The organism is Cyanobium sp. Tous-M-B4, assembly GCF_024345395.1.
Classification (GTDB): domain Bacteria; phylum Cyanobacteriota; class Cyanobacteriia; order PCC-6307; family Cyanobiaceae; genus Cyanobium_A.
Map to the genome: position 1 here is coordinate 111,655 of NZ_JAGQBA010000005.1, position 23,773 is coordinate 135,427.

At 65.4% G+C, this 23,773-nt stretch carries 29 protein-coding genes and 1 tRNA gene; 15 read left to right on the forward strand and 15 right to left on the reverse strand.

Features of this window, described 5'->3' with window-relative positions; all coding sequences use genetic code 11:
- Nucleotides 1-40 precede the first annotated feature (40 nt).
- Nucleotides 41-784 carry a hydroxyacylglutathione hydrolase gene (gene gloB, locus KBY73_RS10750; protein WP_254937094.1) on the forward strand — a complete coding sequence of 248 codons (744 nt, stop codon included), beginning with the start codon at nt 41-43 and terminating at the stop codon, nt 782-784.
- Here gloB and KBY73_RS10755 read toward each other — a convergent pair.
- Entirely contained in the window at nt 781-1,896 is a 1,116-nt protein-coding gene (locus KBY73_RS10755) for an ABC transporter ATP-binding protein (protein WP_254937314.1), read from the reverse strand. The two genes, gloB and KBY73_RS10755, sit on opposite strands and share 4 nt — an antisense overlap.
- A gap of 74 nt (nt 1,897-1,970) precedes the next feature.
- On the opposite strand from KBY73_RS10755, the gene KBY73_RS10760 reads away from it, so the two are divergent.
- Nucleotides 1,971-2,372 (forward strand): RidA family protein, encoded by a 402-nt coding sequence (locus tag KBY73_RS10760; RefSeq protein WP_254929441.1) that lies wholly within the window; start codon nt 1,971-1,973, stop codon nt 2,370-2,372.
- Between the two features lie 18 nt (nt 2,373-2,390).
- Here the strand turns inward: KBY73_RS10760 and KBY73_RS10765 are convergent, their stop codons facing one another.
- The gene (locus KBY73_RS10765; RefSeq protein ID WP_254937095.1) at nt 2,391-2,558 is read right to left on the reverse strand and encodes a hypothetical protein; all 168 of its coding nucleotides are present in this window, start codon (nt 2,556-2,558) and stop codon (nt 2,391-2,393) included.
- A 346-nt stretch (nt 2,559-2,904) separates the two neighbouring features.
- On the opposite strand from KBY73_RS10765, the gene KBY73_RS10770 reads away from it, so the two are divergent.
- Nucleotides 2,905-3,051, forward strand: a complete 147-nt coding sequence (locus KBY73_RS10770) for a hypothetical protein (RefSeq protein ID WP_254937096.1) — start codon at nt 2,905-2,907, stop codon at nt 3,049-3,051.
- Nucleotides 3,052-3,094: 43 nt separating this feature from the next.
- Nucleotides 3,095-3,168, forward strand: a tRNA-Pro gene (locus KBY73_RS10775).
- Between the two features lie 239 nt (nt 3,169-3,407).
- Here the strand turns inward: KBY73_RS10775 and KBY73_RS10780 are convergent.
- The 11 genes from KBY73_RS10780 to KBY73_RS10830 form a co-directional block, all read right to left on the reverse strand.
- Nucleotides 3,408-3,692, reverse strand: coding sequence for a hypothetical protein (locus KBY73_RS10780; protein WP_254937097.1), 285 nt, complete (start codon nt 3,690-3,692; stop codon nt 3,408-3,410).
- A gap of 103 nt (nt 3,693-3,795) precedes the next feature.
- Nucleotides 3,796-4,605 carry a BRO family protein gene (locus KBY73_RS10785; protein ID WP_254937098.1) on the reverse strand — a complete coding sequence of 270 codons (810 nt, stop codon included), beginning with the start codon at nt 4,603-4,605 and terminating at the stop codon, nt 3,796-3,798.
- Nucleotides 4,602-4,877 carry a hypothetical protein gene (locus KBY73_RS10790; protein ID WP_254937099.1) on the reverse strand — a complete coding sequence of 92 codons (276 nt, stop codon included), beginning with the start codon at nt 4,875-4,877 and terminating at the stop codon, nt 4,602-4,604. Before KBY73_RS10790 ends, KBY73_RS10785 begins: the two co-directional genes overlap by 4 nt.
- Complete coding sequence (gene ssb / locus KBY73_RS10795) at nt 4,877-5,413, reverse strand: single-stranded DNA-binding protein (protein ID WP_254937100.1); 537 nt, start codon at nt 5,411-5,413, stop codon at nt 4,877-4,879. Before ssb ends, KBY73_RS10790 begins: the two co-directional genes overlap by 1 nt.
- Nucleotides 5,410-5,655: a hypothetical protein gene (locus KBY73_RS10800; RefSeq protein ID WP_254937101.1), complete on the reverse strand. Its 246-nt coding sequence runs from the start codon at nt 5,653-5,655 to the stop codon at nt 5,410-5,412. Before KBY73_RS10800 ends, ssb begins: the two co-directional genes overlap by 4 nt.
- Nucleotides 5,652-6,995, reverse strand: coding sequence for a recombinase RecT (locus KBY73_RS10805; RefSeq protein WP_254937102.1), 1,344 nt, complete (start codon nt 6,993-6,995; stop codon nt 5,652-5,654). The genes KBY73_RS10800 and KBY73_RS10805 overlap by 4 nt, the downstream gene beginning before the upstream one ends.
- Nucleotides 6,995-7,843: a PD-(D/E)XK nuclease-like domain-containing protein gene (locus KBY73_RS10810; RefSeq protein ID WP_254937103.1), complete on the reverse strand. Its 849-nt coding sequence runs from the start codon at nt 7,841-7,843 to the stop codon at nt 6,995-6,997. Before KBY73_RS10810 ends, KBY73_RS10805 begins: the two co-directional genes overlap by 1 nt.
- Nucleotides 7,840-8,175, reverse strand: coding sequence for a hypothetical protein (locus tag KBY73_RS10815; RefSeq protein WP_254937104.1), 336 nt, complete (start codon nt 8,173-8,175; stop codon nt 7,840-7,842). The genes KBY73_RS10810 and KBY73_RS10815 overlap by 4 nt, the downstream gene beginning before the upstream one ends.
- Nucleotides 8,176-8,320: 145 nt before the next feature.
- Nucleotides 8,321-9,004 (reverse strand): hypothetical protein, encoded by a 684-nt coding sequence (locus KBY73_RS10820; protein ID WP_254937105.1) that lies wholly within the window; start codon nt 9,002-9,004, stop codon nt 8,321-8,323.
- 153 nt (nt 9,005-9,157) lie between these two features.
- On the reverse strand, nt 9,158-9,502 hold the full coding sequence (locus KBY73_RS10825; protein ID WP_254937106.1) for a VRR-NUC domain-containing protein: 345 nt from the start codon (nt 9,500-9,502) through the stop codon (nt 9,158-9,160).
- A complete protein-coding gene (locus tag KBY73_RS10830; protein ID WP_254937107.1) occupies nt 9,499-10,893 on the reverse strand; it encodes a DEAD/DEAH box helicase family protein in 1,395 nt (464 codons plus the stop codon). Before KBY73_RS10830 ends, KBY73_RS10825 begins: the two co-directional genes overlap by 4 nt.
- 81 nt (nt 10,894-10,974) lie before the next feature.
- On the opposite strand from KBY73_RS10830, the gene KBY73_RS10835 reads away from it, so the two are divergent.
- The 11 genes from KBY73_RS10835 (at nt 10,975) to KBY73_RS10885 (ending at nt 22,923) form a co-directional block, all read left to right on the forward strand.
- Nucleotides 10,975-11,175: a hypothetical protein gene (locus KBY73_RS10835; protein WP_254937108.1), complete on the forward strand. Its 201-nt coding sequence runs from the start codon at nt 10,975-10,977 to the stop codon at nt 11,173-11,175.
- A complete protein-coding gene (locus KBY73_RS10840; RefSeq protein WP_254937109.1) occupies nt 11,175-13,871 on the forward strand; it encodes a primase-helicase zinc-binding domain-containing protein in 2,697 nt (898 codons plus the stop codon). Before KBY73_RS10835 ends, KBY73_RS10840 begins: the two co-directional genes overlap by 1 nt.
- Nucleotides 13,872-14,415: 544 nt before the next feature.
- Nucleotides 14,416-14,934: a hypothetical protein gene (locus KBY73_RS10845; protein WP_254937110.1), complete on the forward strand. Its 519-nt coding sequence runs from the start codon at nt 14,416-14,418 to the stop codon at nt 14,932-14,934.
- On the forward strand, nt 14,931-16,577 hold the full coding sequence (locus KBY73_RS10850; protein WP_254937111.1) for a terminase: 1,647 nt from the start codon (nt 14,931-14,933) through the stop codon (nt 16,575-16,577). Before KBY73_RS10845 ends, KBY73_RS10850 begins: the two co-directional genes overlap by 4 nt.
- Entirely contained in the window at nt 16,574-17,275 is a 702-nt protein-coding gene (locus KBY73_RS10855; protein WP_254937112.1) for a sigma factor, read from the forward strand. The genes KBY73_RS10850 and KBY73_RS10855 overlap by 4 nt, the downstream gene beginning before the upstream one ends.
- 729 nt (nt 17,276-18,004) lie before the next feature.
- Entirely contained in the window at nt 18,005-19,588 is a 1,584-nt protein-coding gene (locus tag KBY73_RS10860; RefSeq protein ID WP_254937113.1) for a DUF4055 domain-containing protein, read from the forward strand.
- Nucleotides 19,589-19,604: 16 nt separating this feature from the next.
- Complete coding sequence (locus KBY73_RS10865; protein ID WP_254937114.1) at nt 19,605-20,102, forward strand: hypothetical protein; 498 nt, start codon at nt 19,605-19,607, stop codon at nt 20,100-20,102.
- A gap of 3 nt (nt 20,103-20,105) precedes the next feature.
- Nucleotides 20,106-21,275: a LysM peptidoglycan-binding domain-containing protein gene (locus KBY73_RS10870; protein WP_254937115.1), complete on the forward strand. Its 1,170-nt coding sequence runs from the start codon at nt 20,106-20,108 to the stop codon at nt 21,273-21,275.
- A gap of 69 nt (nt 21,276-21,344) precedes the next feature.
- A complete protein-coding gene (locus KBY73_RS10875; protein ID WP_254937116.1) occupies nt 21,345-22,298 on the forward strand; it encodes a hypothetical protein in 954 nt (317 codons plus the stop codon).
- Nucleotides 22,299-22,318: 20 nt separating this feature from the next.
- Entirely contained in the window at nt 22,319-22,606 is a 288-nt protein-coding gene (locus KBY73_RS10880) for a hypothetical protein (RefSeq protein ID WP_254937117.1), read from the forward strand.
- A gap of 128 nt (nt 22,607-22,734) precedes the next feature.
- Nucleotides 22,735-22,923, forward strand: coding sequence for a hypothetical protein (locus KBY73_RS10885; RefSeq protein WP_254937118.1), 189 nt, complete (start codon nt 22,735-22,737; stop codon nt 22,921-22,923).
- Nucleotides 22,924-22,980: 57 nt separating this feature from the next.
- Here the strand turns inward: KBY73_RS10885 and KBY73_RS10890 are convergent, their stop codons facing one another.
- Nucleotides 22,981-23,316, reverse strand: a complete 336-nt coding sequence (locus tag KBY73_RS10890; RefSeq protein WP_254937119.1) for a hypothetical protein — start codon at nt 23,314-23,316, stop codon at nt 22,981-22,983.
- 144 nt (nt 23,317-23,460) lie between these two features.
- A complete protein-coding gene (locus tag KBY73_RS10895; protein ID WP_254937120.1) occupies nt 23,461-23,679 on the reverse strand; it encodes a hypothetical protein in 219 nt (72 codons plus the stop codon).
- Nucleotides 23,680-23,773: the final 94 nt, after the last annotated feature.

Consider the following 23,773-nt stretch of genomic DNA (forward strand, 5'->3'; position numbering starts at 1 on the left):
GCGGTGATCATGGAAAGGCGCCACAAACTGGACTTTAACGATGCAGCAACTCAGCGTCGGGCTGATTCCGGTACTGCGCGACAACTACATATTTCTGCTGCAACGCCTCGGCCAGGCGGTGGTGGTCGATCCTGCGGTGGCAGAGCCAGTGATCGCTGCCCTCGAGCAGCAGGGGCTGGAGCTGGTGGCAATCCTGCACACCCACCACCACAGCGACCACATCGGCGGCACCCCCGGCCTGCTGGCCCGCTGGCCCAAGGCGGCGGTGCTGGCCAGCCGCGACGACCTGCAGCGAATTCCGTTGCAAACCAAGGGGGTGGGCGATGGCGACAGCTTTGAGTTGCTGGGTGAGCCAGTGCAGGTGATCGCCGTGCCTGGGCATACCCGCGCCCACATCGCCTACTACCTGCCCGCTTCCGGGCACCTGTTCTGCGGCGACACCCTGTTTGCTGGCGGTTGCGGGCGTTTGTTTGAGGGCAGCGCCGCCGAAATGCATGCATCGCTGCAGCGGCTGGCCCAGCTACCGGCAGCCACCAAGGTGTGGTGCGCCCACGAATACACCCAAGCCAATTTGGGCTGGGCTGCCGCTGTGGTGCCAGCCAGCGATCCCTGTGCCGGTGCTATCGAGGCGCGGCTGGTGGCGGTTGCGGCGGCGCGGGCCCGGGGCGAAGCCACCATCCCTAGCAGCGTGGAGCTGGAGCGAGCCACCAATTTGTTTGTGCGAGCCAGCAGCCCGGAACAGTTGGCCGAGCTGCGGCGAAGCAAGGATCACTGGCCCAGCTAGGTCGGCTGGGCAGGGGGGGCAACCTGCAAGGCCTGCTGGGATGGGAAGAGCACGCCGGGGGCTCCCGGGCGCAGGGCTAGCCGGCAGCGTTGGCCACGGCTGTATTCGGCCTCCAAAGGCAAGCGCAGCCGCAGTTTCAGATCACCGAGCTGGACTCGATAGAGCCATTCACGACCCAGGAATTCGCGACCCTGCACCCAGGCCTCGCCCTCCGCATCTGGATGGAGGGCAATCGCCTCCGGACTGACCAGCACCTCCTCGCCATCGCCTGCCGCTCCCCCTTGGGGCAGCAGGGTGGAGCCGGCAGTGGCGAGCAGGCTGCCTAGAGCTGTGATCACTTGATCACCACACCGCTGGGCCGGCAGCAGGTTGCCTTGGAGCACAAAGCGGCCCACAAAGGAGCTTGCGGGGTGCTGCACTAAGTGCCTGGGGCTGGCGCATTGGTGCAGCACCCCATCGCGCAACACCGCCACCCGATCGCAGATGGCGAGTGCTTCTTCGGGATCGTGGGTAACGATCAGGCCGCTGGCACCACAGCGCGAAAGCACGGCAGGCAGCTCGCTGCGCAGCCGCAGGCGCACCTCCACGTCGAGGTTCGAGAAGGGTTCATCGAGGAGCACCACGGAGGGGCCCGGCGCCAGGGCCCGGGCCAATGCGAGCCGTTGGCGCTGGCCGCCCGAAAGCTCGTGGGGATAGCGGCCCTCCAAGCCATTGAGCCCGAGCAGCTCCAACAACCAATTGGCCCGGCTGCTGTCCTGACCGCGCCGCAGGCCAAAACAGGCATTGCGCCAGGCGTCGAGGTGGGGGAACAGGGCGTAGTCCTGGAAAACCATGCCAACGCCGCGGCGCTCCGGTGGCAGCCAGCGGCCGGGACCGGCCACGGTGCGGCCGTCGATCAATACCGAACCGCGCTCTGGACGCTCAAAACCAGCGATTAAGCGCAGCAGGGTGGTTTTGCCGCAACCGGAGGGTCCAAGCAAGCCCACCAATTCGCCCTGATGGAGGGCCAGATCAATACCCTGCAGCGTCCAGTCGCCTGCGGTTGCATTGGCGTAGCGGTGCCACAGGCCATGCAGCTGCACGTGTTCGCGCAACGGCAACTCGGCAGGCATCAGCTCGGCAAGGGGGCTGGCGATCGGCGCAGGACCGGCAAGGGCCATAGGCTCAGCCACCATCCTGACCTGGCATGAGTCACCCGATGCAGCCCGAAGCCGTTATCACCGCCAGCGCCCCGGCGCCAGTAGGCCCTTACAACCAGGCGGTGAAGGCGGGAGGAGTGCTGTATTGCTCCGGTCAGATCGCCCTGGATCCCAGCACTGGCTTGATGGTGGGGGCTGGCGATGTGGAGGCCGAGACCCGCCAAGTGCTCAGCAACTTGCAGGCCGTGCTGGAAGCGGGCGGCAGCAGCCCAGGGCAGGTGCTGCGCACCACGGTCTTTCTGGCAGACCTGGGCGATTTCGCTCGGGTTAATGCGATTTATGCGGAGCTGTTTAGCGATGGGGTGTCGCCGGCTCGGGCCTGCGTCGAAGTGGCGGCTCTGCCCAAGGGGGCTCGGGTGGAAATCGACTGCATTGCCCTAGCCGCTTAGGAACTGATTGCAAAGGAATTAGCTGGGCGGATTCAAGGGGCAATCCATCAGCCTGGCGGCTTGCTCGTCTACGGCGCTGAGTCGCTCCAGGATTGAGCGCAGGTCGAGGACGGACAACTCGCCATCTCGCCCCCACTTCATCACCGAGCGACCGATATCAGTTGAGTCGCCATTGCCGGAGCTCATCGCCATGACCAGGTCCCCGCGTGTTGATTTCAACACTAGCCAGGCGCGGGGAGTAGGAATTCAAATAATTCGCCCTGCACCAGCGCCGAGCTTTGGCAAGGACTTGGGGGCTGGGGATGACGCCGGGCTGGAGCAGTGCAAAAGGTCTGCAAATGTGACGGCCAGTCTTCGGCGCGGAAGACGGCGTACGGGGAGGAAACCGGGGTGGAAACAGGGGCGGAAACCATGACCCTGGGCAACTAATACACCCGTACTATAGGCGAGTGACTGCATTGTCAACTGCCCCGGCCGGCCTTGGCCTGGCCCGCTTTGACCAGGATGATGGTCTCGCCTGTCTGCGATTGAGATGAAGCTCCCAGAGGGTTGGCGGGTCTGGCTGCTGGTCATTGGGCTGAATGCCCTAGCCGGCTATCTCTGGTTTATCGATCGAGGCGTTGAGCCGCCAGCCGCTGGCGGCAACCTCCTGGACCTGATCCGATCCATCGGCCACTGAGCCTTGCCTGATGGCGCCGACGCACCCCTAAGCTATTTTCCAACGGGGCGTGGCGCAGCTTGGTAGCGCGGGTGCTTTGGGAGCACTAGGTCGCAGGTTCGAATCCTGTCGCCCCGATTGACTTTTCACCGATAAGCCCCCTGCTTTGTGGGCAAGATGTGGGCAAAGCCACCAGGCGCCGCCTTCCTCAAGATTCAAGTTCTGGCAGCGGGACACAGCAAAACCAGCAGGACTGGCGGCTTGATTCCCTACAAGCCCTGCTGGACCCCTCTCAGGGCGTCACTGGCCCACTCCAACAAAAGGCCCTGGACCAGTAACGGACTGAACCAGGGCTTTCGTGGACGTGCCTTAAGGGCTCAGTTTTTCTCGAGGAGATGGGGCGTGCGGGCCGTTGCTTCATTCATCGCTTCGTTACAGCGCTCTAGGTGATACAGAACTGGTGAATTGCTGCTTGGGAATTTGCGGCGCCAATGCACCCCAGCCCGGAACAAGCCGGCCTTGCGCCAGCGCCCCAGGGTTTTCTCGCTCACACCGAGAAGCGGAGCCGTCGATCGGGCATCAGCCCATTCCTGGGTATGGGCTAGTTCGACTGGCTTGGCAGGGGGCTGCGGACGGCTGTGACGAACTCTTGGAGAGACCATTACCGGCCCCTCCTGCAACAGCGAGGATTCACATTCGACTTCTGGGCCACCAGGCCGCACTGCCCCTCGGGGGGTAGGCCGACCAGAGCAATGCTGTCTGACATCACCCTTCCCCCTGCAGCAACGCCACCACCGCTGGATCCCAGACGAGCTGCTGCCGGTGCTCGCCGCGGCTGCAGCGCGGCAGGGCGATACCCCAGTCGCAGCCGACTGCGGTGAGCTGCCAGTCATCAAGGTCATTGCGCACCTGCAGGCCACAGGCCGCCAACCGGCGGTTGATATCCCTGATCGTGCGGCCCAGCCGCTCGGCCAGTTGCTCTGCATCCAGGCGTTCTTCGGCTGGCGCACGACCTTGCTGAGCGGGCCGATGAGCTGAGGCCGCAGAGTTGGTGTCGCAAAGGATCTGTTGCAGTGGGGCCAGGTGGAGGCCGGTGCTGGCCTCGATGTCCTCAATGGCCGCGAGGAGCGCATCGGAGTAACCGACGCCGGTGAGCTCGATGATCTCCTCGGCAAGCCGCAGCACCGCCTGCACGGTCTGGGTCTTTTCCCCAGCCGAGCCTGATAAGTGGGCCCTTGATTTGACCTGGTGGTTGCGCTTGATGGCGGGCAGCAGCTCATGGGTGAGCCAGCGCCGCATCCGCCAGGCCGTCTGGCTGTCGTCCAGCAGCAGCGAGCGCAGTAGGCCGCCTTCACTGATCAGGGCCAGAGTGCAGCCCTCGCTGCCTGGCCCCTCCTGGGAATAGAGGCACTGCTCCTCCTCCCGCAGGCTGGCCAGCCCCCTGGCGATCACAAGCTGGCCAAGGGCGCCAGCTATATCAACGGCGACGAACCAGGCATCACCGTGCTCATCGGTGCTGACCCGAATGCGGTGCCCCTCGAACGGATAGGGCACCAAAGCGGTTGTGCTGCTCATAGCTGAGAAGGCGAGAGGACAGTGGCGCCAGCTGCGCCAGTGGTGGCGAGGGGTGCTCCTGCCTGCGGTCTCCGGGGAGCTGGCACCGGGCCGGAGAGCAGCAGCAGGATCGTGCTCAGTTGCAGCGCCAGCAGCAGCCACAGCAACCACTGCAGCTGCTGCAGCGCTCTGAGCCCCACGGTGGTGGCGCTTCTCTGGCGGGTGCGGCAGAAGGCCGGCAGCTGGGGACTCTTTCCCCTGCCGCCTAAGCGGACGTTGGTGTGCTGGCTCATCAGAAGGGCACCTCCTCGTCGCTGATGGGGCCGCTGGTGGTCCAGGCCGGTGCCGCCGGTGCTGGCACTCCAGCGGGTGCGCCCCATGGCGCCGCGCTCGAACTGCGGGAGCCCTCTGCAGCGGCGGTTGCCGTCTGAGACGCCGAGCCACTGACGGACTGGCCAGCGGAGAAGGCCGCTAAGTCGGCGGCTTTTTCTTGCTGCTGCGTACCGCTCCTGCCCTCACAGAACTCCAGGCGGTCGATCACCACCAGGGTCTTGCTGCGCATCTCACCGCTGCTGCGGTCACTCCACTGCTCGAATTCGAGCCGCCCGACGATCGCTACCTTGCTGCCCTTGCGCAGGTAGTCCCCCGCCACCTGGGCGGTCTTGCCCCACGCCTTGCAGTTCACCCAGAGCGGCTCCTGGGGCTGGCCGTCGCGCGGCGGGCGGTTCACCGCCAGGGTGAACTCGCAGACGCAGCTGCCGGTCTCAAAGAAGCGCAGCTCCGGATCTCGGCCGGCATTGCCGACCAGCACGATCAGATTGATGCTCATGCTTCCATCTCGAGCGCCGAGCCGGTGCGGGCCTTGATGCGCTCCTGAACCGCCAGCAGTGACGGCAGGCCGATAAGCGGATGGGTGCGCACCAGTTCGTGCAGTGCTCCGCTCCAGGTGATGTTGTGCCTGCGGGCGAAGGCATCGACCCGCTCAAAGGTGTCGTTGTTCATGGCGATGGTCTTCTTGTGGTTGCCGATCCGCTGGCGCAGTGGCCGCGGCTTCTGGGGGGAGGTGCTCATGTCCCCGCCCCCGTGCTCTGTTGGGCGCTCTCGCTGACCTCGAGCTGCCGGCGGCGCCTGGAGATCGCGCTCCAGAGCCGCTCGGCGTTCTCGTCGTTGATCTGGCCCGCACTGAGCAGCTGGTTGACGCGTCCGTAGGCGCGCTCGAGCTCCAGCAGGGTGGCGATGTGTGGGATCTGGCTGAGGCCCACCTCCACCGGATTCAATTCAGGCTCTTGAGCTGGGGCTGCCTCTTGAGCTGGAGCCGGGCTTGGAGCCGAGGCAGCAGCGGCCTGGCTCCTGCTTCTCCGCGGTGCTGGCTGGGTGCCTGCGGCAGGGGTCTCGCTGGCCTGCAGCGATAGGGCCTCCTGCTGCCCGCCTTGCTGCTCGCCTTGGTGCTCAGCTGGGGTGGCCGGCTCCGGCGCAGCCCCGCTGGTGTCCACAATCTCGGCGTCGATCACCTCTTGCTGTGTATCAGCGTTTCCCCCATGGGACGGCTCGATACGCCCAGTGGCGCTGTTTTGGGTTTCCGGCGGAATCATTTTGTCTTCGCGAGGGCGTAAGAGGTTGGGTACAGCGGCGGCGCGGGAGCCAGCTGCAGTACGCCGGGTGGTGGGTTTTTCCGGCGCCGTGGCGGCTGGCCCAGCGGGTTCCTCAGCGGCCTGGCTCCATGTCGCAGCGGCCTGAGGTGGCGCCTGGATTTCAGTCCCAGTAATGCTGGCCCTGCCAGCCTCTCGGACCGTGACCGCCTCGATGTCGAGCGCCTCCTCCTGGGTGATCAAGCCCAGGGCGATCTCCGGGCAATAGACGTTCGACCACCAGGCCGCGGCGCGGTAGCGCAGCATCTGGCCGGTCATCGTCTGCCACTTGCTGGTCTCGTTGCCCTGGCGGTCCTTGCGGCTCCACCAGCCCTCCTTGCGGGCCAGCTCGAGGGTGATCGTTTCCCCCTCCAGCACCTCACCGGTGGCCTTATCGGTGGCTACCGCGTAGCAACTGCTGGGCTGCTCCTTGGCGTCAAAGACAAAGCGCAGCGGCGAGAAGCGGCCGCTGGCATTCACCGTGGCGATCAGGAACTTGCTGCTCCAGGTCGGCCGCCCGTGGATCGGCGTCATGTTCTGCATCACCACTAGCGGTGAGAGGCGCATGCGCCCGGCGATCTCCAGGGCGATCAAGCTGTTGGCCAGCCCCTGCTGCCCCTGGTACTCCTTGGGCACAAGGCTCGAGGAGCACAGGGCTTTGGCCATGCGCTGGGCGGCGTCAAAGGCGGCGATACCGCTGAACACCTGCAGGGTGTCTGTCGCTGGGGCCAGGGCTGAGGAAGGGGATGGACCTGAACTGGTGGAGAGGGTGGAGTCGTTCATTAGAAGAGATCAATGGAATCCAAATCAATGCCTAAGGTTTCGGGAAGGCTGAAATCTTGAAAGACAGGACGGAATGCCTGGCGCCCGTGACTCGGCCAGCTGCCGGTGGCCTGGCATTCGGCGATCCGCCGGAAGGCCTCCTCCCGCCGCTGCAGACCTTTTTCCAGGTCTTGCCCATCAAAGATGAGCAGGCTGCAGTCGATCGGGGCGGTCAGATCGCTAGGCCACTCAAAGGCGATCACCCCGGTCTCGAGCGGCGGCTGCCCATGGCGGTCCTCATGGCCTAGGGCCAGGTGGGCTAGCTGCAAGTCATAGGCCAGGTCCTTGGCCTGCCAGTAGAACTTCCGCGGCACGGCGCTGCGGGTCTTCTTGAGGTCAAACAGCCGGCCGTCGCTGGTGACCACATCCGGCAGGCAGCGGCAGGGCCGGCCCGCTTCGTCTTGCCAGAAGTGGGGCTGCTGGCTGAGCGACGGGTCCAGGGCCGCCAGCACCTCGCCCACCACTGGGTCGGCGTGGAGGGCATCAGCGATGCGCTGGGCCTGCTCCACCATCTCGACGCTGACGGGTGTCAGTCCGGCTGCTTCCGCTTCTGCGCAGTTGGCGGCGCCGATCTTGGTGTTGCGGGCGATTGATCGATACGCGGCGAAGCGGTCATCAATCCGAAAGGGGGGCGTCAGCAGGGCATCGACCAGATCGCCTTTGACCATGTCCGCCGAGGGAACGAATTTTGCGGCCCCTGGCCCGAAACGATGGCTCCAGGTCCGCATCGTGCCGGTCACTGCAGCCTTGAGCGCCGTGGGGGACCAAGCGGGATGGCAGTGATACTCCGCCAGAGAGAAATTGCTCATGGCGAATCCTCCAGGCCATAGCCCAGGACGATCCGCCGCGCTTCTAGCAGCGAGGGGCAGAGACCTGAATCAATCCCGCCGCCGCCGCAGTGCAGCAGCGTTGCCACGTAGCTCCCGCAAATGCTCTGCCGGAAGCTGATGGCGATGCCGTGGCCTGCCAGGGCCGCCAGTGAGTCGGCTGTGATCTCCCGCCAACGCTGCTGCCACTGGGCCAGAGCGGCGGAGAAGGAGGCCTGGATCAGGATGTAGTGCTCCAGATCGGAGCGTTGCAACCCCTTGGAAGCAGGGGGCAAGGAGAGGGAAGCCGTAAAGGCTCGTTCGCGTTGATTCACCTTTCCGCAAAGAAGGATGCCAACGCTACCCCTGCGGTTATCCATTCGGGAACCCTTAAGCCAGGTATTCCGGTACCGCATAAATGCTTTTTTGGTAGCGCACGCGACGGCGCTACCTGCTGCTTTTTGGCATCCTCTGCGCCTGTTATGCCGCCTTGCTGAGAGGCTCGCTGGGCTCCAGCTCCGGGGCCACCTCCCGCACCCAGGCATGCAAGGCCTCACGGGCGATCGGGACGAGGGCCGGGCCCAGCCGCTCCCCGGCAAACAGGGCGTTCTCGATCGCCACTACCTGCTCCATCGGCAGATCTCCCGCCTTGCGCAACACCTGCATCGCGGCGGACACCGGCCGCAGCCCGACCAGTTCCAGGGCCTGATCGAACAGGCTGCGTAGCCGCTTGGTCTCAGCCTCGGCGTCGATCTCCTCCTGGCATGGCCAGAGTTCGGCGGGACCCTCCAGCTTGCCGATGTAGCAGGCGAACCAGTCTTCTGCGCCCCAGGGGCGGCCGTCGGCATGCAGCACTGGCCTTGCCCGCTGCACCCGATCGCGCAGCAACCGGTCCTTGATCGCGCCTCGCTCCTCTTGCGCCAGGCACTCGTTGAGCACCGCCAGCTGGATGAAGGTGCTGGGCTGGGGCTGCAACACCTTGCTGTTCTCCAGGTTGCCCCACTGGCCGCCGGCGACCCGTAGCGGCCAGGGGATCAACCCTGGGCAGGCCTTGGCCCAGTCCTGGGCGGTGGTGACGGACCAGTCATTGCTCTTGCGCCAGTTCCGCAGGAACTTGCCGAACTGCACTCGGGCCGCATCCAGCTTGTCCTGCAGGCTTTGCATGGGGTTACCGTTTGGGAACCCTTAAAGTATCCCGTGCTTCTTGCTAAGCACCAACCCCCAATGGTCGGCTTCGTGACAGGCTGTTACGGGCAATATGAGCTCGATCAGCGGTGACAGTTACGGGGGGGGCTGAGGCAAGCCGCACCGGCCTGATTAGCTGAGCCTCAGCACCCGCGCGGCTTCTTCGACACTCGTGGCAACGCCGCTGTAGCCACCAAAGCGTTCCACCAGCTCAAGGAATGAGCGCTGCTCCTCCCGCAGCCTTCCTTTCGGGGCCTTCACCTCGATGGCGCTGAACACGGCCAAGGTTTGGCCCAGGTGCTCCGGGCCAATCAGCACCTGGCGCAGGCCGATTAGATCGCTGCTGCCTTTGCACAACCCATAGGTCACCAGCCGGCCGCGTTCATCACGCAACGCACCGACGTTGTTGCGCCACAGCCGCACTGGACTTGAGCCCAGCTGCAGCCGAATCCGTTGCTGTAGCTCCTGCTCGCTCACGCCAGCAGGCTCCAATGTCCTCGCGTCTGGCGGCTGGCGATCACATGGCGTGCCCAGCCCTTGGGGTTCTTCATGCCGCGCTGGGTTCCTAGGGCCTCCAGCTCCGTGGCGGTTCGGGCTCGGCTCTGCTCCCGCTTCCGTTGGCGGCGCAGCTCCTGCTGGTTGATTTCCCGCAGCTCTCCTTCCACCGTGATCAGCTTCTGGCGCTCCGGCCGGAACACATGTCCGCATTCCGGGCAAACGCTGAGCGTGCTGGCCATCGCGCAGAAGCACTGCGGGCAGGTCTTCACAGGCGGGGCCTTGCTCTGCTCCCGCTTCTTGACGCCATCAAGGCTCCACTCCTGCTCATCGAGGTGGTGCCCGAGCCGCTCGATGTTGCCGACGTGATCCAAGATCACCGCGGTCTTCCCTGGCTGCGGGCGCAGGCAGCGGCCGATCATCTGCAGGTGCAGCGCCAGGCTCTGGGTGGGCCGCAGCAGCAGGCAGCCTCCCACCGAGGGCACATCAACCCCCTCACCGATCAGGCTGCAGCTGGTTAGCACCTTCAGCTCACCGGACCCCAGCTGCTCCAGCAGCTGCCTGCGCGTGCCCACATCCTGGCTGCCGTCGATGCTGGCCGCCCTGATCCCCCGCTCAGTGAAGGCCTCGGCCACCGCCTGGCCGTGGGCGATCGAGCAGCAGAAGGCAATCGCCGTACGGCCAGCCAGGTGGCGCTGGTAATGGCTGACCGCATCGCCCAGGATGCGGCTACCGCCGAGGGCACCGGCGGCCTGGCGTAGATCGAAATCGCCCATCCGGCGCCGCAGCCCCTTGGCTGAAAAGCCGATCGGTGGGGCATAGACCCGGGCCGGTGCCAGGTAGCCGTTGTCGCTCAGCCAGGCGGGAGTTGGACCGAGCACCATGCAGGAGAACCAGGCACCGAGAGGCTGGCCATCGCTGCGGCAGGGTGTCGCAGTGACGCCGAGCACCTTGGCGGTGTTGAAGTGCTCCAGTGCCTTCGCCCAGGTGGAGGCGCTCGCGTGGTGACTCTCATCAATCACCAGCAGCTGGAAGAAATCGCGCGGCAGCATCGATAAGCGCCGGGCCAGGGCCCCCACCGAGGCCACCTGCACCGGTGCCCGCAGGTTCATCGAGCGGCCGGCGGCGATCAGGCCGTGCTCCACGCCTAGGTCCGCAAGGGAGCGGGAGGCCTGCTCCAGCAACTCGGCCCGGTGCACCAGCACGGCGATGCGGTTGCCGCGCGCTGCCGCCTGCTGGGCGATGTGGCTGAACACCACCGTCTTGCCACCACCGGTGGGCAGCACAAACAGCACGGCGCGGTGCCCCTCCAGGAAGGCAAGCCGGACCCGCTGCACGGCCTCCAATTGGTAAGGACGCAGGGCGATAGCCACGGCACGCCGACAGCACTTAGCCAGACTTTAGGGCTACCTGAAACTATTGCTAGGCTTTTGCGGTAGCACTCCACTGTCATCATGAAGCGCGTACAGCTGCAGCTCCCTGAGCCCGTCGTCGCCTGGATCGACCGCAACGCCGACGGCATCGAAAGCCGCGCCTCCTTCGTCAGGCGCACCCTGGTGCAGGTGATGCGCGGCGACGAGCGCAGGCTGCCCCCTGCCCCCAGCGATTCCCTTTCCAGCGACTCGCTGTCCAGCTATGGGGCTTCCCTGCGCTGATGGCGAGCGATGTGCTGCTCGCAGCTGATGGCCACTGGCCCCGGCTCCTGACGGAACTGGCCGGCCTTACCCCGGAGCAGCTGCAGGACCGGCACCAGCCCTGCCCCGCCTGCGGCGGCACCGATCGCTACCGCTGGGACCGCGACGACGGCCCCGGCGGCTGGTACTGCAACCAGTGCGGCGGTCGCGAGCGCAGCGGCGGTGGCGGCAGCGGCATGGACCTGCTGCTGCGCGTGACCGGCTGGGATTTTGCGACCGCCGCCCGCCACCTAGAGGCCCATCTCAGATTGGAACAACCAAAACCGCTGCGGGCGGCGCTACCCCCTCCTGTCGCAGCGCAGCGAGCGGAGCCCCATGTCTCCTGGGATGGCCTGCTGGCTTCTGCAGACCCCACGGCTTCTCCCTTGTCAGCAGCGGTGCCGGCATTCCACCTGGCGCTGCTCGATGAGCAGGCAGCGCCGCTGCCCACCGGCAGTCCCTACGCCTACTCCGACCACCAGCGCGTCAGCCGCGTTGATCGATCCGGCGGCAAGGTCTTCTACGCCAATCACCGCACCGACCAGGGCTGGCAGCGCGGTGCTGGGCCCGCTCCCTGGCCCATGTACCAGTGGCGGTCGCTGCTGCAGGCTCGCGGCCACTGGCTGCTTGAGCTGGAAGGGGAGAAGTGCGCTGACCTGCTGATCAGCGGTGGCTTCCTCGCTTCCACCCAACCGGGCCACGCCCACAGCAGCCCCCAGATCGCCGAGCGCTACCGCGCCCTCCGGCAGGCCGGTGTGGCCGGCATTGTCTATCTCTCTGATCACGATGAGCAGGGCCAGCGCCGCGCCCGCCAGGTGATCAAGGCCGCAGCGGAGGTGGGCCTGCCGCTGCTCCACCTGCCGGCCGGCGAGATTTGGAGTGGCCTGCCGCCGGGCGGCTCGGTTGATGACGCTCCAGGCCTGCTGGGGGAGCGCATCAGCGTGATCCTGCGGGCCGCCCGGGCCGCCCACCTGCGGATGAATCACGTCGCAGTTGACTGCACCGCCGCTCCGGTACTTCCGTGCCCCACCCCTGGTGGAACAGCGGTGCCGCGGGAAGCCCACACCCCAGGCGAACGGCCATTTCTCTGCCTCGGCTTCGATGGGGATGGTTACTACTACCAGCCCTGCTCGACAGGTCAGGTGGTGCGACTGGCCTCCTCCTCCCACGGCGGCATGAATCTCTGCCGCCTGGCGCCGATCGCCTATTGGGAGACCCTCTTCCCCTCCAAGACGGGGGTCAACTGGACCGCCGCTGCTTCTGATCTGTTTACGCAGCAGGCCGCCGTTGGGATCTTTGATCTGGACTGCCTGCGCGGTCGCGGCGCCTGGGCCGATGCAGGGCAATCGGTGCTCCACCTCGGTGATCGCCTCGTTGTCGATGGCCGCAGTCAGCCCATCACCCAACCCTTCTGCTCACGCTTTCACTACCAGCGCGGCGCGGCCATCCACGGGCCCGGCGATGCCACTCCCTTGAGCGATCAGGAAGCGTTCATGGTGCTCTCGATTGCCGAGCGGTTTCACTGGGACATCCCGGCGTCCTCCCTGCTGCTTGCAGGTTGGGTGGCCCTGGCGCCGATCTCCGGGGCGCTTAGCTGGCGCCCGCACCTCTGGCTTACAGCCGCTGCAGGCTCGGGCAAGTCGACCTTGCTGGAGCGCTTTGTCGGGGTGTTGCTGGGGGATTTCGCCCTGCCGGTGGTGGGCAACACAACCGAGGCCTTCATCCGCCAGGCCCTGCGCTCCGATGCCCTGCCGGTTGTGATCGACGAGGCCGAGAGCAACGAGAAAGCCGATCAGCAGCGCATCCAGCAGATCCTTGCCCTGGCCCGCTACGCCTCCAGCGAGACACGTGCTTCGATCGGCAAGGGCTCCGCCGCAGGGGAGGTGCAGCGGTTTCGGGTTCGCTCGATGTTCCTGCTCAGCAGCGTTTCAACCGCCCTCAGGCAGGGCGCCGACAGACGACGCTTCTCCCAGCTCACCCTGCGGGCCCCGGATCACCTCCAGCCATCGGCAAGGCAGCGCCACTGGGAGGAGCTCGACCGTGACCTGGAGGAGCAGATCACTGCCGGCGCCGGCCGTCGCCTGATCGCCCGAACCGTGGTCCTGCTCCCGATGATCCGCCAGGCAGTGCGGGTCTTCTCCCGCGTTGCGGCGGCCCACTTCGGCTCCCAGCATCAGGGGGATCAGTACGGAACGCTGCTCGCTGGCGCCTGGGCCCTGCAGTCCAGTGAAGTCCCGACAGCTGCCCAGGCCCAGGCCCTGATCGCTGGCAGTGACTGGAGCACCTTTCAGCAGAGCATCGGTCTGCCCGATGAACGGCGCTGTCTCAATCGCATCCTGCAATTCGAACTGCGGGTGGAAACCGAGGACCGGATCCATACACGCAACGTCGGCGAGCTGGTCGAGACGGTTGTCACCCCCGGCGGTCTTGATCCCGTGAGCGCTCGCTATGCAGAGGAGATCCTCTCGCGCCATGGCATTCGCATCCACGAGGGCCACCTGCTGGTGAGCAACACCGCCGAGGCGATCGCCCGCATCCTCGACGGCACCCCGTGGGCCTCCAGCTGGAGCACGATCCTTTCCAGATTGCCGGGAGCGCAGCCCACCACGAACTCGGTGCGCTTCAAGGGGGCCGGCTCCAAGGCCAGGGCCTGCGCCATCCCCATCAATAGCCTCTGAACAGCTCGGCAGCGCAGATCCACTGCAGGGCAGCCATTCTGGCCTGAGACGAGGGCCGGTTACTTCGCGGTGACCTGAATCCAGGTGGAACGCGGCGTTCCGCCCCCCAAACGCCCAGATCCATTGCGCTGCAATGGGTGGAACGGTTGGAACGGGTGGAACGCTCAGCAAGGACATCCCCCTAGATAAATAGGCAGCTAAGCCTCGGCAAGGGATCGGCCCGATCGGTAACCCAATAGCCCCACCAATTGGTATGCAGCTTTAGGCCTCTATCTATATCTATATCTGTATTTAGTGTTCCATTTGTTCCACCACCGTGGGAACGCTGCTCTGGCAACCGATCTGGCCGGAACGCGGGCCGTTCCAGCGCCGTTCCAGCCGTTCCGGGACCAGCCGCTACAAAGCTGACCCGCGGCCAGAGCGGTGATCAGGCCTGCGGATATGCGAGCGTGGATAAAGCATTTATGCTTTCGCTGAAACAAATTCCAGCTATGGCACCTGCGTACTCCCCAGCTGGGTCCCTGCGGCTCTGGTTGTCTGGCTGATGTCTTTTCAGCAAGCGCCACCTATCGACGAGGTCATCGAGGCCCTGCGCTCTGCCCCGCTGGATCAGGACGCCGATGGCCGGTCCCTCCTCCCCTCAGCCGGCGTCGATCCCTCTAGGCCAGTCGGGAAGGGCAATCCACCCCGGCTCCGCCGTCGCGGCAAGGTGGCGCCCAGGCCCACGGCGATGGAGGTGGAGCGGCGCATCGCCGAGGCGCAGCTGTGGATTGCCCAGCGCATGCCCCTGCTGCGGATCTACGAAAACGCAGGAGCCAGCTGGGGGGTCACCAACACCCGCACGGTCCGCTCCTATTTGGATGCGGCACGCCAGCGGATGGTGGAAGACCTGATCAGCAACCGCCTCGAACATCAGGCCCAGCACATCTACGCCCTCTACGACTGCGCCCGCCGGGCGATGGATGCTGAGCAGTTCTCTGCGGCGGTGGGTGCCTTCCGGGTGATTGCTGAGATCGGCGGCATCCTGCGGGGCCCCATCAAGTCACCGGAGCTGAGGGGATGACGGGCGCTCCCTCAAGTACGGCACTTGTGCAGGGCCCTGCAGCAGCTAGCAGCGGCCTGCTGCTGAGCGAGCTCGACCCCTGGGGTGACGCCGGCCTGCTGCACCTGCCCACAACCACCACAGCCGAGCCATCGGAACCCCAGAGCCTGCGCAGCTTTATCGCTGAGGCCTACCCCCGCTATGGCTTCCACCGCTGGGCTGAGGTGCTGATCGAGCTGCTCCAGGCCGTAGCCGATGGCCAGCTGAGTCGCCTGATCGTCACCTGTCCTCCCCGACTCGGCAAAAGTCTCCTGGTTTCCAAGCTGTTCCCTGCCTACTTCCTGCAGCGCTACCCGCACCTCTTTGCGGCGATTGCGTCGTACTCGGCGGAACTGGCCTACGCCCACTCCCGAGAAGCGCGCCACTTCTACCGGGTGACCGGTCATCTGCTGGCCCGCGATTCAGCGGCGGTGGGCAACTGGCTGACCCGTCAGCGGGGTGGCTGTATCGCTGCTGGTGTGGATGGCCCCTTTACGGGCAAGGGTTACAGCCTGGGGATCATCGACGACCCCTACAAGGGCCCAGGTGATGCGGCATCACCGGCGTTGCGTCAGAAGCTGATCGACTGGCTGCGCTCGGTGTGGCTCACCCGGTCCGAACCGGCCATGGTGCTGGGGCCGGATGGCAAGGAGCAGCCGAACCTCTCAGCCCAGGTGGTGGTGCTCACCCGCTGGGACCACCAAGACGTGATCGGCTGGCTGTACGAGCAGGAGCTGGGCGAGGCGCCGCAGCAGTGGACCGTGCTGGATCTACCCGCTGTTGCAGAAGAGCCGACCGAACGCCCCAAGCTGCCGCCTACCTGCACATTGATACCCGATTGGCGCCAGAGGGGCGAGGCCCTCTGCCCGGAGCGCTTCCCTCTAAGCGAGCTGCTCAAAATCCGTGCTCGCCTGGGCGCTTACTGGTGGGCGGCGCTGTATCAGCAGCGGCCCAGCCCGGCGTCTGGGTCAATCTTCCTGCGCAACTGGATCAGGCCGCCCTTTCCGCGGGAGGAGACAGGAGCTAATGCTGGCCGCCAGCGGCAATACGCCCTGCTGGCCCTCTCCTGTGATCTGTCCTTCAAGGGGGAGGCAGAAAGCGACTACTGCGGCTTCTGCCTGGCGGGCCTGCTGGCACCCCCACCGAGAACGCTCAACCCGCGCAGCGGTGAACCCGAGGGGCCGCCGCACAGCACTGCCTTGGAGATGGAGGTGCTTTGGGCCGCCCGGCACCGCTTTGGCTTGCCGGAGGTGATCCGCTTCTTGCTGGGCTGCCTGCAGGCCCTGGAGCAGCAGGGTCTTCGCCCCAACGCCGTGCTGATTGAGGACGCCGCCAACGGCCCGGCTGTGCTGCAAACCCTCCGGCGCCGCGTACCGGGGATGCTGCCGATCACGGCGAGAGGCAGCAAGGAGACCCGCGCCCATGCCGTCGCCCCCCTGGTGGAAGCAGGTCAAATTCGTTTTCACCACCGCGCCCAGCCCTTAGTGGAAGAAGCAATTCGTTTCCCTAAGGGCAGCAAGGATCTGGTGGACGCCTTCTGCCACGGTGCCCTGTGGCTTGAGGGCCGCTACTGGAAGGCTCAGGGGATCCAGCCGGTGGTGACGCCACTACTGGTGAGCCGGTGAGCAAGCTGCTGCTGTCCGCGGTGCGGGAATGTTCCACGCCATCCCTGGTGGGGAGCCCAAGCCCTGCCGTGCTGACTTCGGCAGCCGTGCAGCTGGTGCTGCCGATCACGGTTGTGCTGGTGGGTGATGCCGCAGGTGCGGCGCAAATGCTCAAGCAACGGCTCTACCGCCGGCCGGCGTGCCATGCCCGGGCACAGCAGCTGGATATCAACCTGCAGGCACCGGTGCATCACCCGGCGAGGCCCAAGTGTCAGCCGACGACGCGCTGCAGGCCGCAGCGGCAACGGCCAGTGCGGCCCCACGCCGCTGCTGATGCCCTGGCCCTGGAGCACATGGACCTTGCTGAGAAGATCGCCGGCAACTTCGCTCGCCGCACTGTTCACCCCAAGGAGGACTTGCTGCAGCTGGCGATGATTGGGCTGATCAAGGCGGCGCGCCGCTACGACCCCTCACGGGGGCCTTTTCGGCCCTACGGGCGCACGTATGCCAATGGGGAGATCACACACTTTCTGCGGGACAACGGCTTTCTGCTCAAGGTGCCGCCGACCTGGCGGGAGCTTCATGCGCGGGGGCAGCGATTGCTTACATCGGGAGTTGTCGTGGGCGAGATGCTGGAGCGGTTAGGGATCAGCCGGGAGCATTGGATTCAGATTGTCGATGCTTGCTCAGTTCGGGTGGTGGCCTTCCCTCTCGAGTAACGCCGTGCGAATTGGCCGACATTCCTGCTTATTTGACATTCCACTCTGGTCGCATCGACCAAATCAATAGTCTTTCAACTACAGACGCCGTTGGTCGATCGGGAACACAACACCACTTTGCGAGGATGTGCACTCGGAGGTATTCGCGACGTTGATTGCGGTTCGGGTACTTGACAGCAAACACGCGCTGGAGTGTATGGCCATCGTCACCGCTTAAATGCTTCGACAGCAGGCGGTCCCGCAGCCCTTTGGAGCCGATGGCCTGGCCGATGTATTTAATTTTATCTTCGTGTACAAGTGCGTAGATCCCAGGCGACGCTGGTGGATCGGCGGATCCGAGAGGAATAGCCTGTGCTGATATTAAGTCAGAGATTATTGCCTCGAACTCAGGGATGCCCAGCCGAAGTTGATTTATAGGGTCGTTCAAAAGCTTTCCTCAGCTCTCCAGAGATTATTGAGATGGTCATCATTAAGATCCGAGGCTTCTGACTGCCCCCACAAAAACCGTTGCGTTCGATAGTTCACAACGCAAGACCATTGAAAAGTAATGGGAGTGTTGAATTGCACTTTCCTCGCCAGCATCTTCACTGCACTCGGATAGTAAGGCGTGGTTTCTATCCAGGCTTTTGCCCCTCATTAGCAGACAGCTCATCACGATGCAGCTCTTGCATCCCCACTGCCAGTTTGCCTTTGGCGCCTCTGGCAAGAGCAGGTACCTGTTTTGTCGGTGTGCCCACCATCCATCGCCGCAGATCTGCTCGCACCACCAGCCATTCGCTCACTTCTCCACCGCGATCTGAAGCCCCTGCCCAGCCCCCTTGGCTTGAACACCCCACTCTCTCCGGCCTGAGGGATCGCCTGCAACTGGTCTACGACTGCTGGACCCTGCTCGAACTCCCCGACGGCACCAGCCGCCGGCCGCTGTATCTGACCCGCGGCATAGAAGAACCTGAGGCCTGCTACATCAAGCGGCTGGAGGCCGCCCGCCCCACCGGCTTCTACCGCGATGCCCTGCGCACCTACGCGGGGATGCTGTCTCGATTGTCCTGGCAGGAGCTACCCGATTCCCTGACTCGGGTGGCCACCGATGTCGATGGACAAGGCACTGACCTGGGTGTGTTCCTGTTCCTGGCCGACCTGCTCACCCTGCGGGACGGTGGCTGTCTAATCCTGCAACTGCCGCCCCAGCACCGCTGGCCCTCAGAAGGGGACCGGCTGGAAGCCCTTGCCAAGGGTGACCGGCTCTCCCTGCCGCGGTTGCAGCTGGTGCCCCGGGGTGACCTGCTCAACTGGCTCCTGCCCACCGACGGCGCCTCAGGCGCTCCTGCATCGGGGCCAGTTGAGATCGTCTGGCGGGAGCCGCGCCGCCAGGCCCTGCCGCCCCGTTACTCCAGCGGCAATGCCGCGGTGCCCACGGTGCTGATCGACGCCCATGGCGGCTTAGTGCCGGATCCACAGGCCTGGCTGTACCGCAGCCTTTCAGTGACGGACGACGGCCTGGTGCTGCGTACCTGGCAGGCCAACCCCAATCCCGGAGCTGTTGATGGCTACGACGTGGTGCCGGTGGGTGAGCCTTCGCTGCTGCCGCAGCGCTTTGACCTGCCAGCCCTCTGGTACTCGGTGGATGGCAGCGCGTTTGGTGAGGGCGATCTGCCCCACCTGGGCCTAGCCCACCAGTACCTCAACCACTACCGCTGCCGCAGCGACTACGAGGATCTGTTGTCACGAACGGCCCTGCCCGTGGGCGTACGCACCGGGCTGGTGGATGCCTACGGCTTCCGGCGCAGTGATGGCGCCCTGGGTTCCGGTGCTGCCACCGGCGGCGCAGAGGGCCAACGCCCCCAGCGCCTGGTGCTCTCCACCTCCTCCTTTATGGACCTGCCGGAGGGTGCCAAGTTCCAGTGGGTGGAAATAGAAGCTCGCTCACTGGCGGAGCACCGGGCTTATTTGCAGCAGCTGGAAGAAGCCATGCGCCGCGACGCCCTGATCCCAGCCGGTGGCCACGGTCCAGCCCGCACCGAGCTGGAAATATCCCTGACTGCTGGCCAGAGCTTTGCGGTGCTGCAGTCGCTGGCGGGCCAGAAGAGTTCGATGCTCAGCACCCTGCTGCGCCAGTGGACCCGCCTGACCGGCGAAAAGCTCTCCGATACCCCTGCCTGCAGCGTGGAGATCTGCCCGCTGGTGCCGCCGCAACCACCGCGCAAACCCCAGCCCTCGGTGCAGGAGTGGCTGGTGCTGCATGAGCGGGGGGTGATCGACGGCGTCGAGTTGCGCCAGCAGCTGGGGCTGGGCGAGATCACTGGGGGCAGCTGAGCTGGCAACGGAGGGCATGACCCAGTCCTCCCCACCCACCTGCACCTGGCGCCCAAGCGACGCAGAAGCCCTGCGCATTGCCCTCTCGATTCCTGTCAGCTCACCTTCTCTCTCAGCCCTGAACCGGGAGATGGCCCTGCTCCAGAACCACTACCCCACGGGGGTGTGCACCGCCCAGGGCCATCTCGATGCCATCGCCGTTCTGGATCAGCAGCTGGCGGCACTGACCCCAGCCGAGGTGAACAGCCCAATCCGCAGCAGCCGCAAGGGCGTCGCCGGTGGCGTCGTGCCCAACCCGCTGCCCTTGAGCAAGTTGGCGGTGGTCGAGTACGCCACCGAGCTGCTGCTGGAGGAAACCGAAAGCGAATGGAACCCTGCTGGCCCATCACCAGCTGTAGTGCTGAACCGGCAGCGCAGCCAGCACATAGGCCAGCTGGCGCTGCTGCTGCCAAGGCTGCAGAACTGGCGCCAATGCAAAACCGATCCCTTCCAGGGATCACTGGTGCGGGGCTGAGCGATGGAGCAGCTCATCTCGCCGCTGAACCAGGGCCTTAACCCTGTGCGGGCCGCAGGGCAGTGGGGCCAGCTGGTGGGCTTGCCAGCGGCCTCACCAGCGACCGACAGCCGGGTGGCTCAGCCCCTTGCTGCGCCTCTATGGCTGGCTTTGCAGCCCTACGCCAATGCTCGCCTCTGCCTGTTTGAAGTCGACCGGCCCGAGAGCCGCAGTCCGGTTCCCATCCGCCGCCACGTGATCGACTGCTTCCTCGAGCAGCAGGGAATTGTTGGCGGCTACAACGACACCGCCCTTACCGACCCGGGGGATGTGCTGCTGCAGGGCTACCTCTGCCGTGCGGCGATCCTGCCGGTGAGCACCAGCAACACCTTTGACTGGCTGGCGGCCGAACTCGATTGGGCTACCCCCGGATTCCGCGACGAGGCACCGCTGCCCTGGGACCCAGCGCTGCTGGGCACGGTGCAGGCCCCCTGTCAGGGGGTGATGTGGCTTGGGGATCTGGCTCAGCTGCGGTCCGATGGCGGGCTGCCCTCCGGTGGTCGTGCCCAGTTCGCCGGCTGCCTGGTGCAGCACTTCGGGGCGGACTACGGCCCTGGTGGCATTGGTTTATTGGTGCAGCCACTGCTGGGGGAAGCGATCCAGCTGGTGCTCAGGCCCCACAGCGTGTTGGTGCTGCGGGATGGCGACACCTTGAACTTGATCGCTGAGCGCTACGGCACCACCGTGGCCACCTTGCGGCGGAGCAACCCCCAGCTGGAAAGCACCCAAACGATCACCGCAGTTGAGGGCGACTCCCTGGCGGTGCTGGCTGGCCGGCACGGCACCACAGAAAGCAAGCTGCGCAGCCTCAACACGGTGCTGCAGCAGAGCGAGCCGTATGTCACCAGCGAGGGTGAGACCTTGAGCAGCGTGGCGAGCGCGCAGAACCTCAGCCTCTTTCTGCTGCGCGAGTTCAACCCGGAGCTGAGCAGCTGGCCCAGCGAGGAACCCCTGCCCTCCGGCACCACCCTGCTTCTGCCTGTCTATCGCTCCACCACGCCGGTCCCGGCCGGGATGCAACTGCTGGTGCCGGGTTATTTGCCCTCCACCCAGCTGCCAGCTGGAGAGTGGATCTACCTGCCGGCGAGGCGCTCTGCAGCTGTGCTGGATGAGCTGCCTGAGCAGGGCTTTTGAAGAGCTGGCAACAGGGAAAGCGAGCGCAGCCCGGACGGGGCGCCCGCAACACCACAGCCGTGATGGGTGATGTCCTCTTCCTTCTTCTCTGACTTCAGCCGCACCAGCAGCGGCACCGCTCCAGCGCCTTTGGCCCCTACTGCTCGATGGCAGATCTACCGCCAACAGCAGCAGCAGCCCAACCAGGGCCCCGCTGGCTCTGCTCCACCTGCTACTGACCCCGACCTTCTCGACAGCGACGGCGCCGCTGACGCTGGCCTGGATTCTGCCGAGGGCGACGACACCTTCGACCTCTCCCTGCCCCAAGACCCAGGTGTCAGCGGCAGCAGCGACAACGATGACCCCCCTGCTGCCACCACAAGCAGTGCTGAACCGTTGCGCGCCGAACGTCGCCGCAGCAACCAGCTCGAAAAAGAGCTGCGCAAGGCCCGCGCCCAGCTGTCGCGCTTCTCTGAGATCAACCCCGATGAATACGCCCGCCTGCAGGACGCTGAGCGCAAGCGAGAAGAGTTCGAACGCCAGGTAGGCGACCGTGAACGCCAGCTTAATGAGGCCAACATCCGCCGCGTGCGCAGCGTTGAAAAAGAACGGGACGAGGCCCGCTCCCAGGTGCAGAACCTGCGCAAGGAGCGCTTGCTGGAGCGCCTGTTCTCAGAAGCTGAGGGCCGGGTCGGCGGCGATGAACGGGGCACCTTCTTTGACACCTTCGTGACGCTGTGCGGTGGCCACTTCCAGCTGGGGGATGTGGACGGCCGTGAGCGGCTGCTTCCCGTCGATGGCAAGGGCCAACCCCTCACCGCCGATGGCGTGGCGCTGTGCGATGGCGACTACATGGAGGAGCTGCGCCGTCACCCGGTATTCAGCTTCCTGTTCCAGCAACGCAGTGGCCTGTATGCGGGCACGGTCGCAGAGGCGGGCCATGACCACAGCGCCGCCCCAAACCTGCAGACCCTGAGCACCGCCGAGCTGTATCTAGAGGCCGTCAAGGGCACCACGCCCAGGGCGGCTGCACCACGGCGCTGATCACACCCGCCCATAGAGCTATGGCCTGGTATCTGGTGTTCTGGCGTAACCGCTCCACATCAACCGTGGTGCCAGCCGCCAGCGCCAGCCAGGCCCGCTCCCGTGCCCGCGCCAAACAAAAGCAGGGTTACGGCACGATCGTTGCCGCACGCCGCGCCAACGCCCAAGACGCTGGCTTGATCAGAAAAGGGACCTGGGTGCGCCGTCGCCGTGATGGCAGCAGCCCCCAGTTCGGCTCTGCTCGCTCCAAGGCCAGGGCCCGGCGGCAGCGCAGCCGTTATCGGCGCTGGTTGGGTGCCCATGGCTGAGCCAGCCAGCGATCAGCAGGACGTCGTGCAGCAAGCCGATCTGTAACAGCCGCGAACGGCACTGGCACCGGCAGCGCTGCTCCGCTTTGCTGCGGCCCAGCGCGTCCTACCGCTGCCCCGTCATACCCATGTCCACCGCCCCAGAGGCCAGCGACTACGTGCTCCTCCATCGGGATACCGGCTCAGCGCTTTACAAAACCCGCGCGACGGAGGAGGAAATCGCTCGCGCCAATTACAGCCTCAGCCGGGCCGGTCAGCGGTCGCGGTTTGTGACCGCCAGATACCTGATGCATCACCAGCCTGTCCAGGACAGCTAAAACCGAAGCGGCTGCCTGCTCTGGGGCAGCGGTGGCGGCCACTGCCAAGGGTTGTGTCTATGAGAGGCACCGGAAGCCCAGATCCAGCACGAACGCGCCCTCCTTGCAAAACGGACACTGCATCCCCTCCAGCTCAAAGGTGGATCTGATGGTTGCTGCTCCGCACTCTGGGCAGCAGGTGATGGGGGCACGGGAATCAACCCGGAACCCATGGCCGCATTGGAGGCAGAGATGGGGCGAGTCGTTGCCAATGCAGCGGGCCAGCCCCTCATGGTTGGGGTGGTAGGCGTATTCCTTGCGCCCGCTTGCGTTGATGAAGTAGGGGTTGCCATCGGACCAGGACTGCACGTCCTTGGAGCAGTGGTTGCAGACGTAGCGGATGCACTCAGCCATTTAGTGCTGTGTCGTGGGGTGTGCGGTGAGCCATCACGGCCGAGAGCGCAAGAGGCCTTTCTGATGCCCATGTTGACCGCCTCAGCCCGTGGCGACCTGAAAGGCCCGGCCACCAAGCGGCAGCCGGGCCTGAGCCCCAAGGGCTCAGCAGACCGAGACGGTGCAGCCGGGGGTGCCCTGCAGCTTGCGGGCAAAGGCAAAGGCCTTCTCAGCGGGGATCAGCCGCATCTTTTTGACGGGCTTACCGCGGCGGCCAAAGAACTCGACCTCACAGGGAGTGGAGCCGAGCTTCTGAACGCCGGGCGCATAGCGGTGAACCACAAGCATGCGGACTTCACAGACGGGGCCTTGGGGAGTGGCCATGGCTGGGGTGGTGCGGAGAACACCGACCAAGCGCCCCAAAGGTGAGCACTAGCCAGGGGCGAGAGCAGCGAGCCTTGCGTCAGCCCTTGCTAGT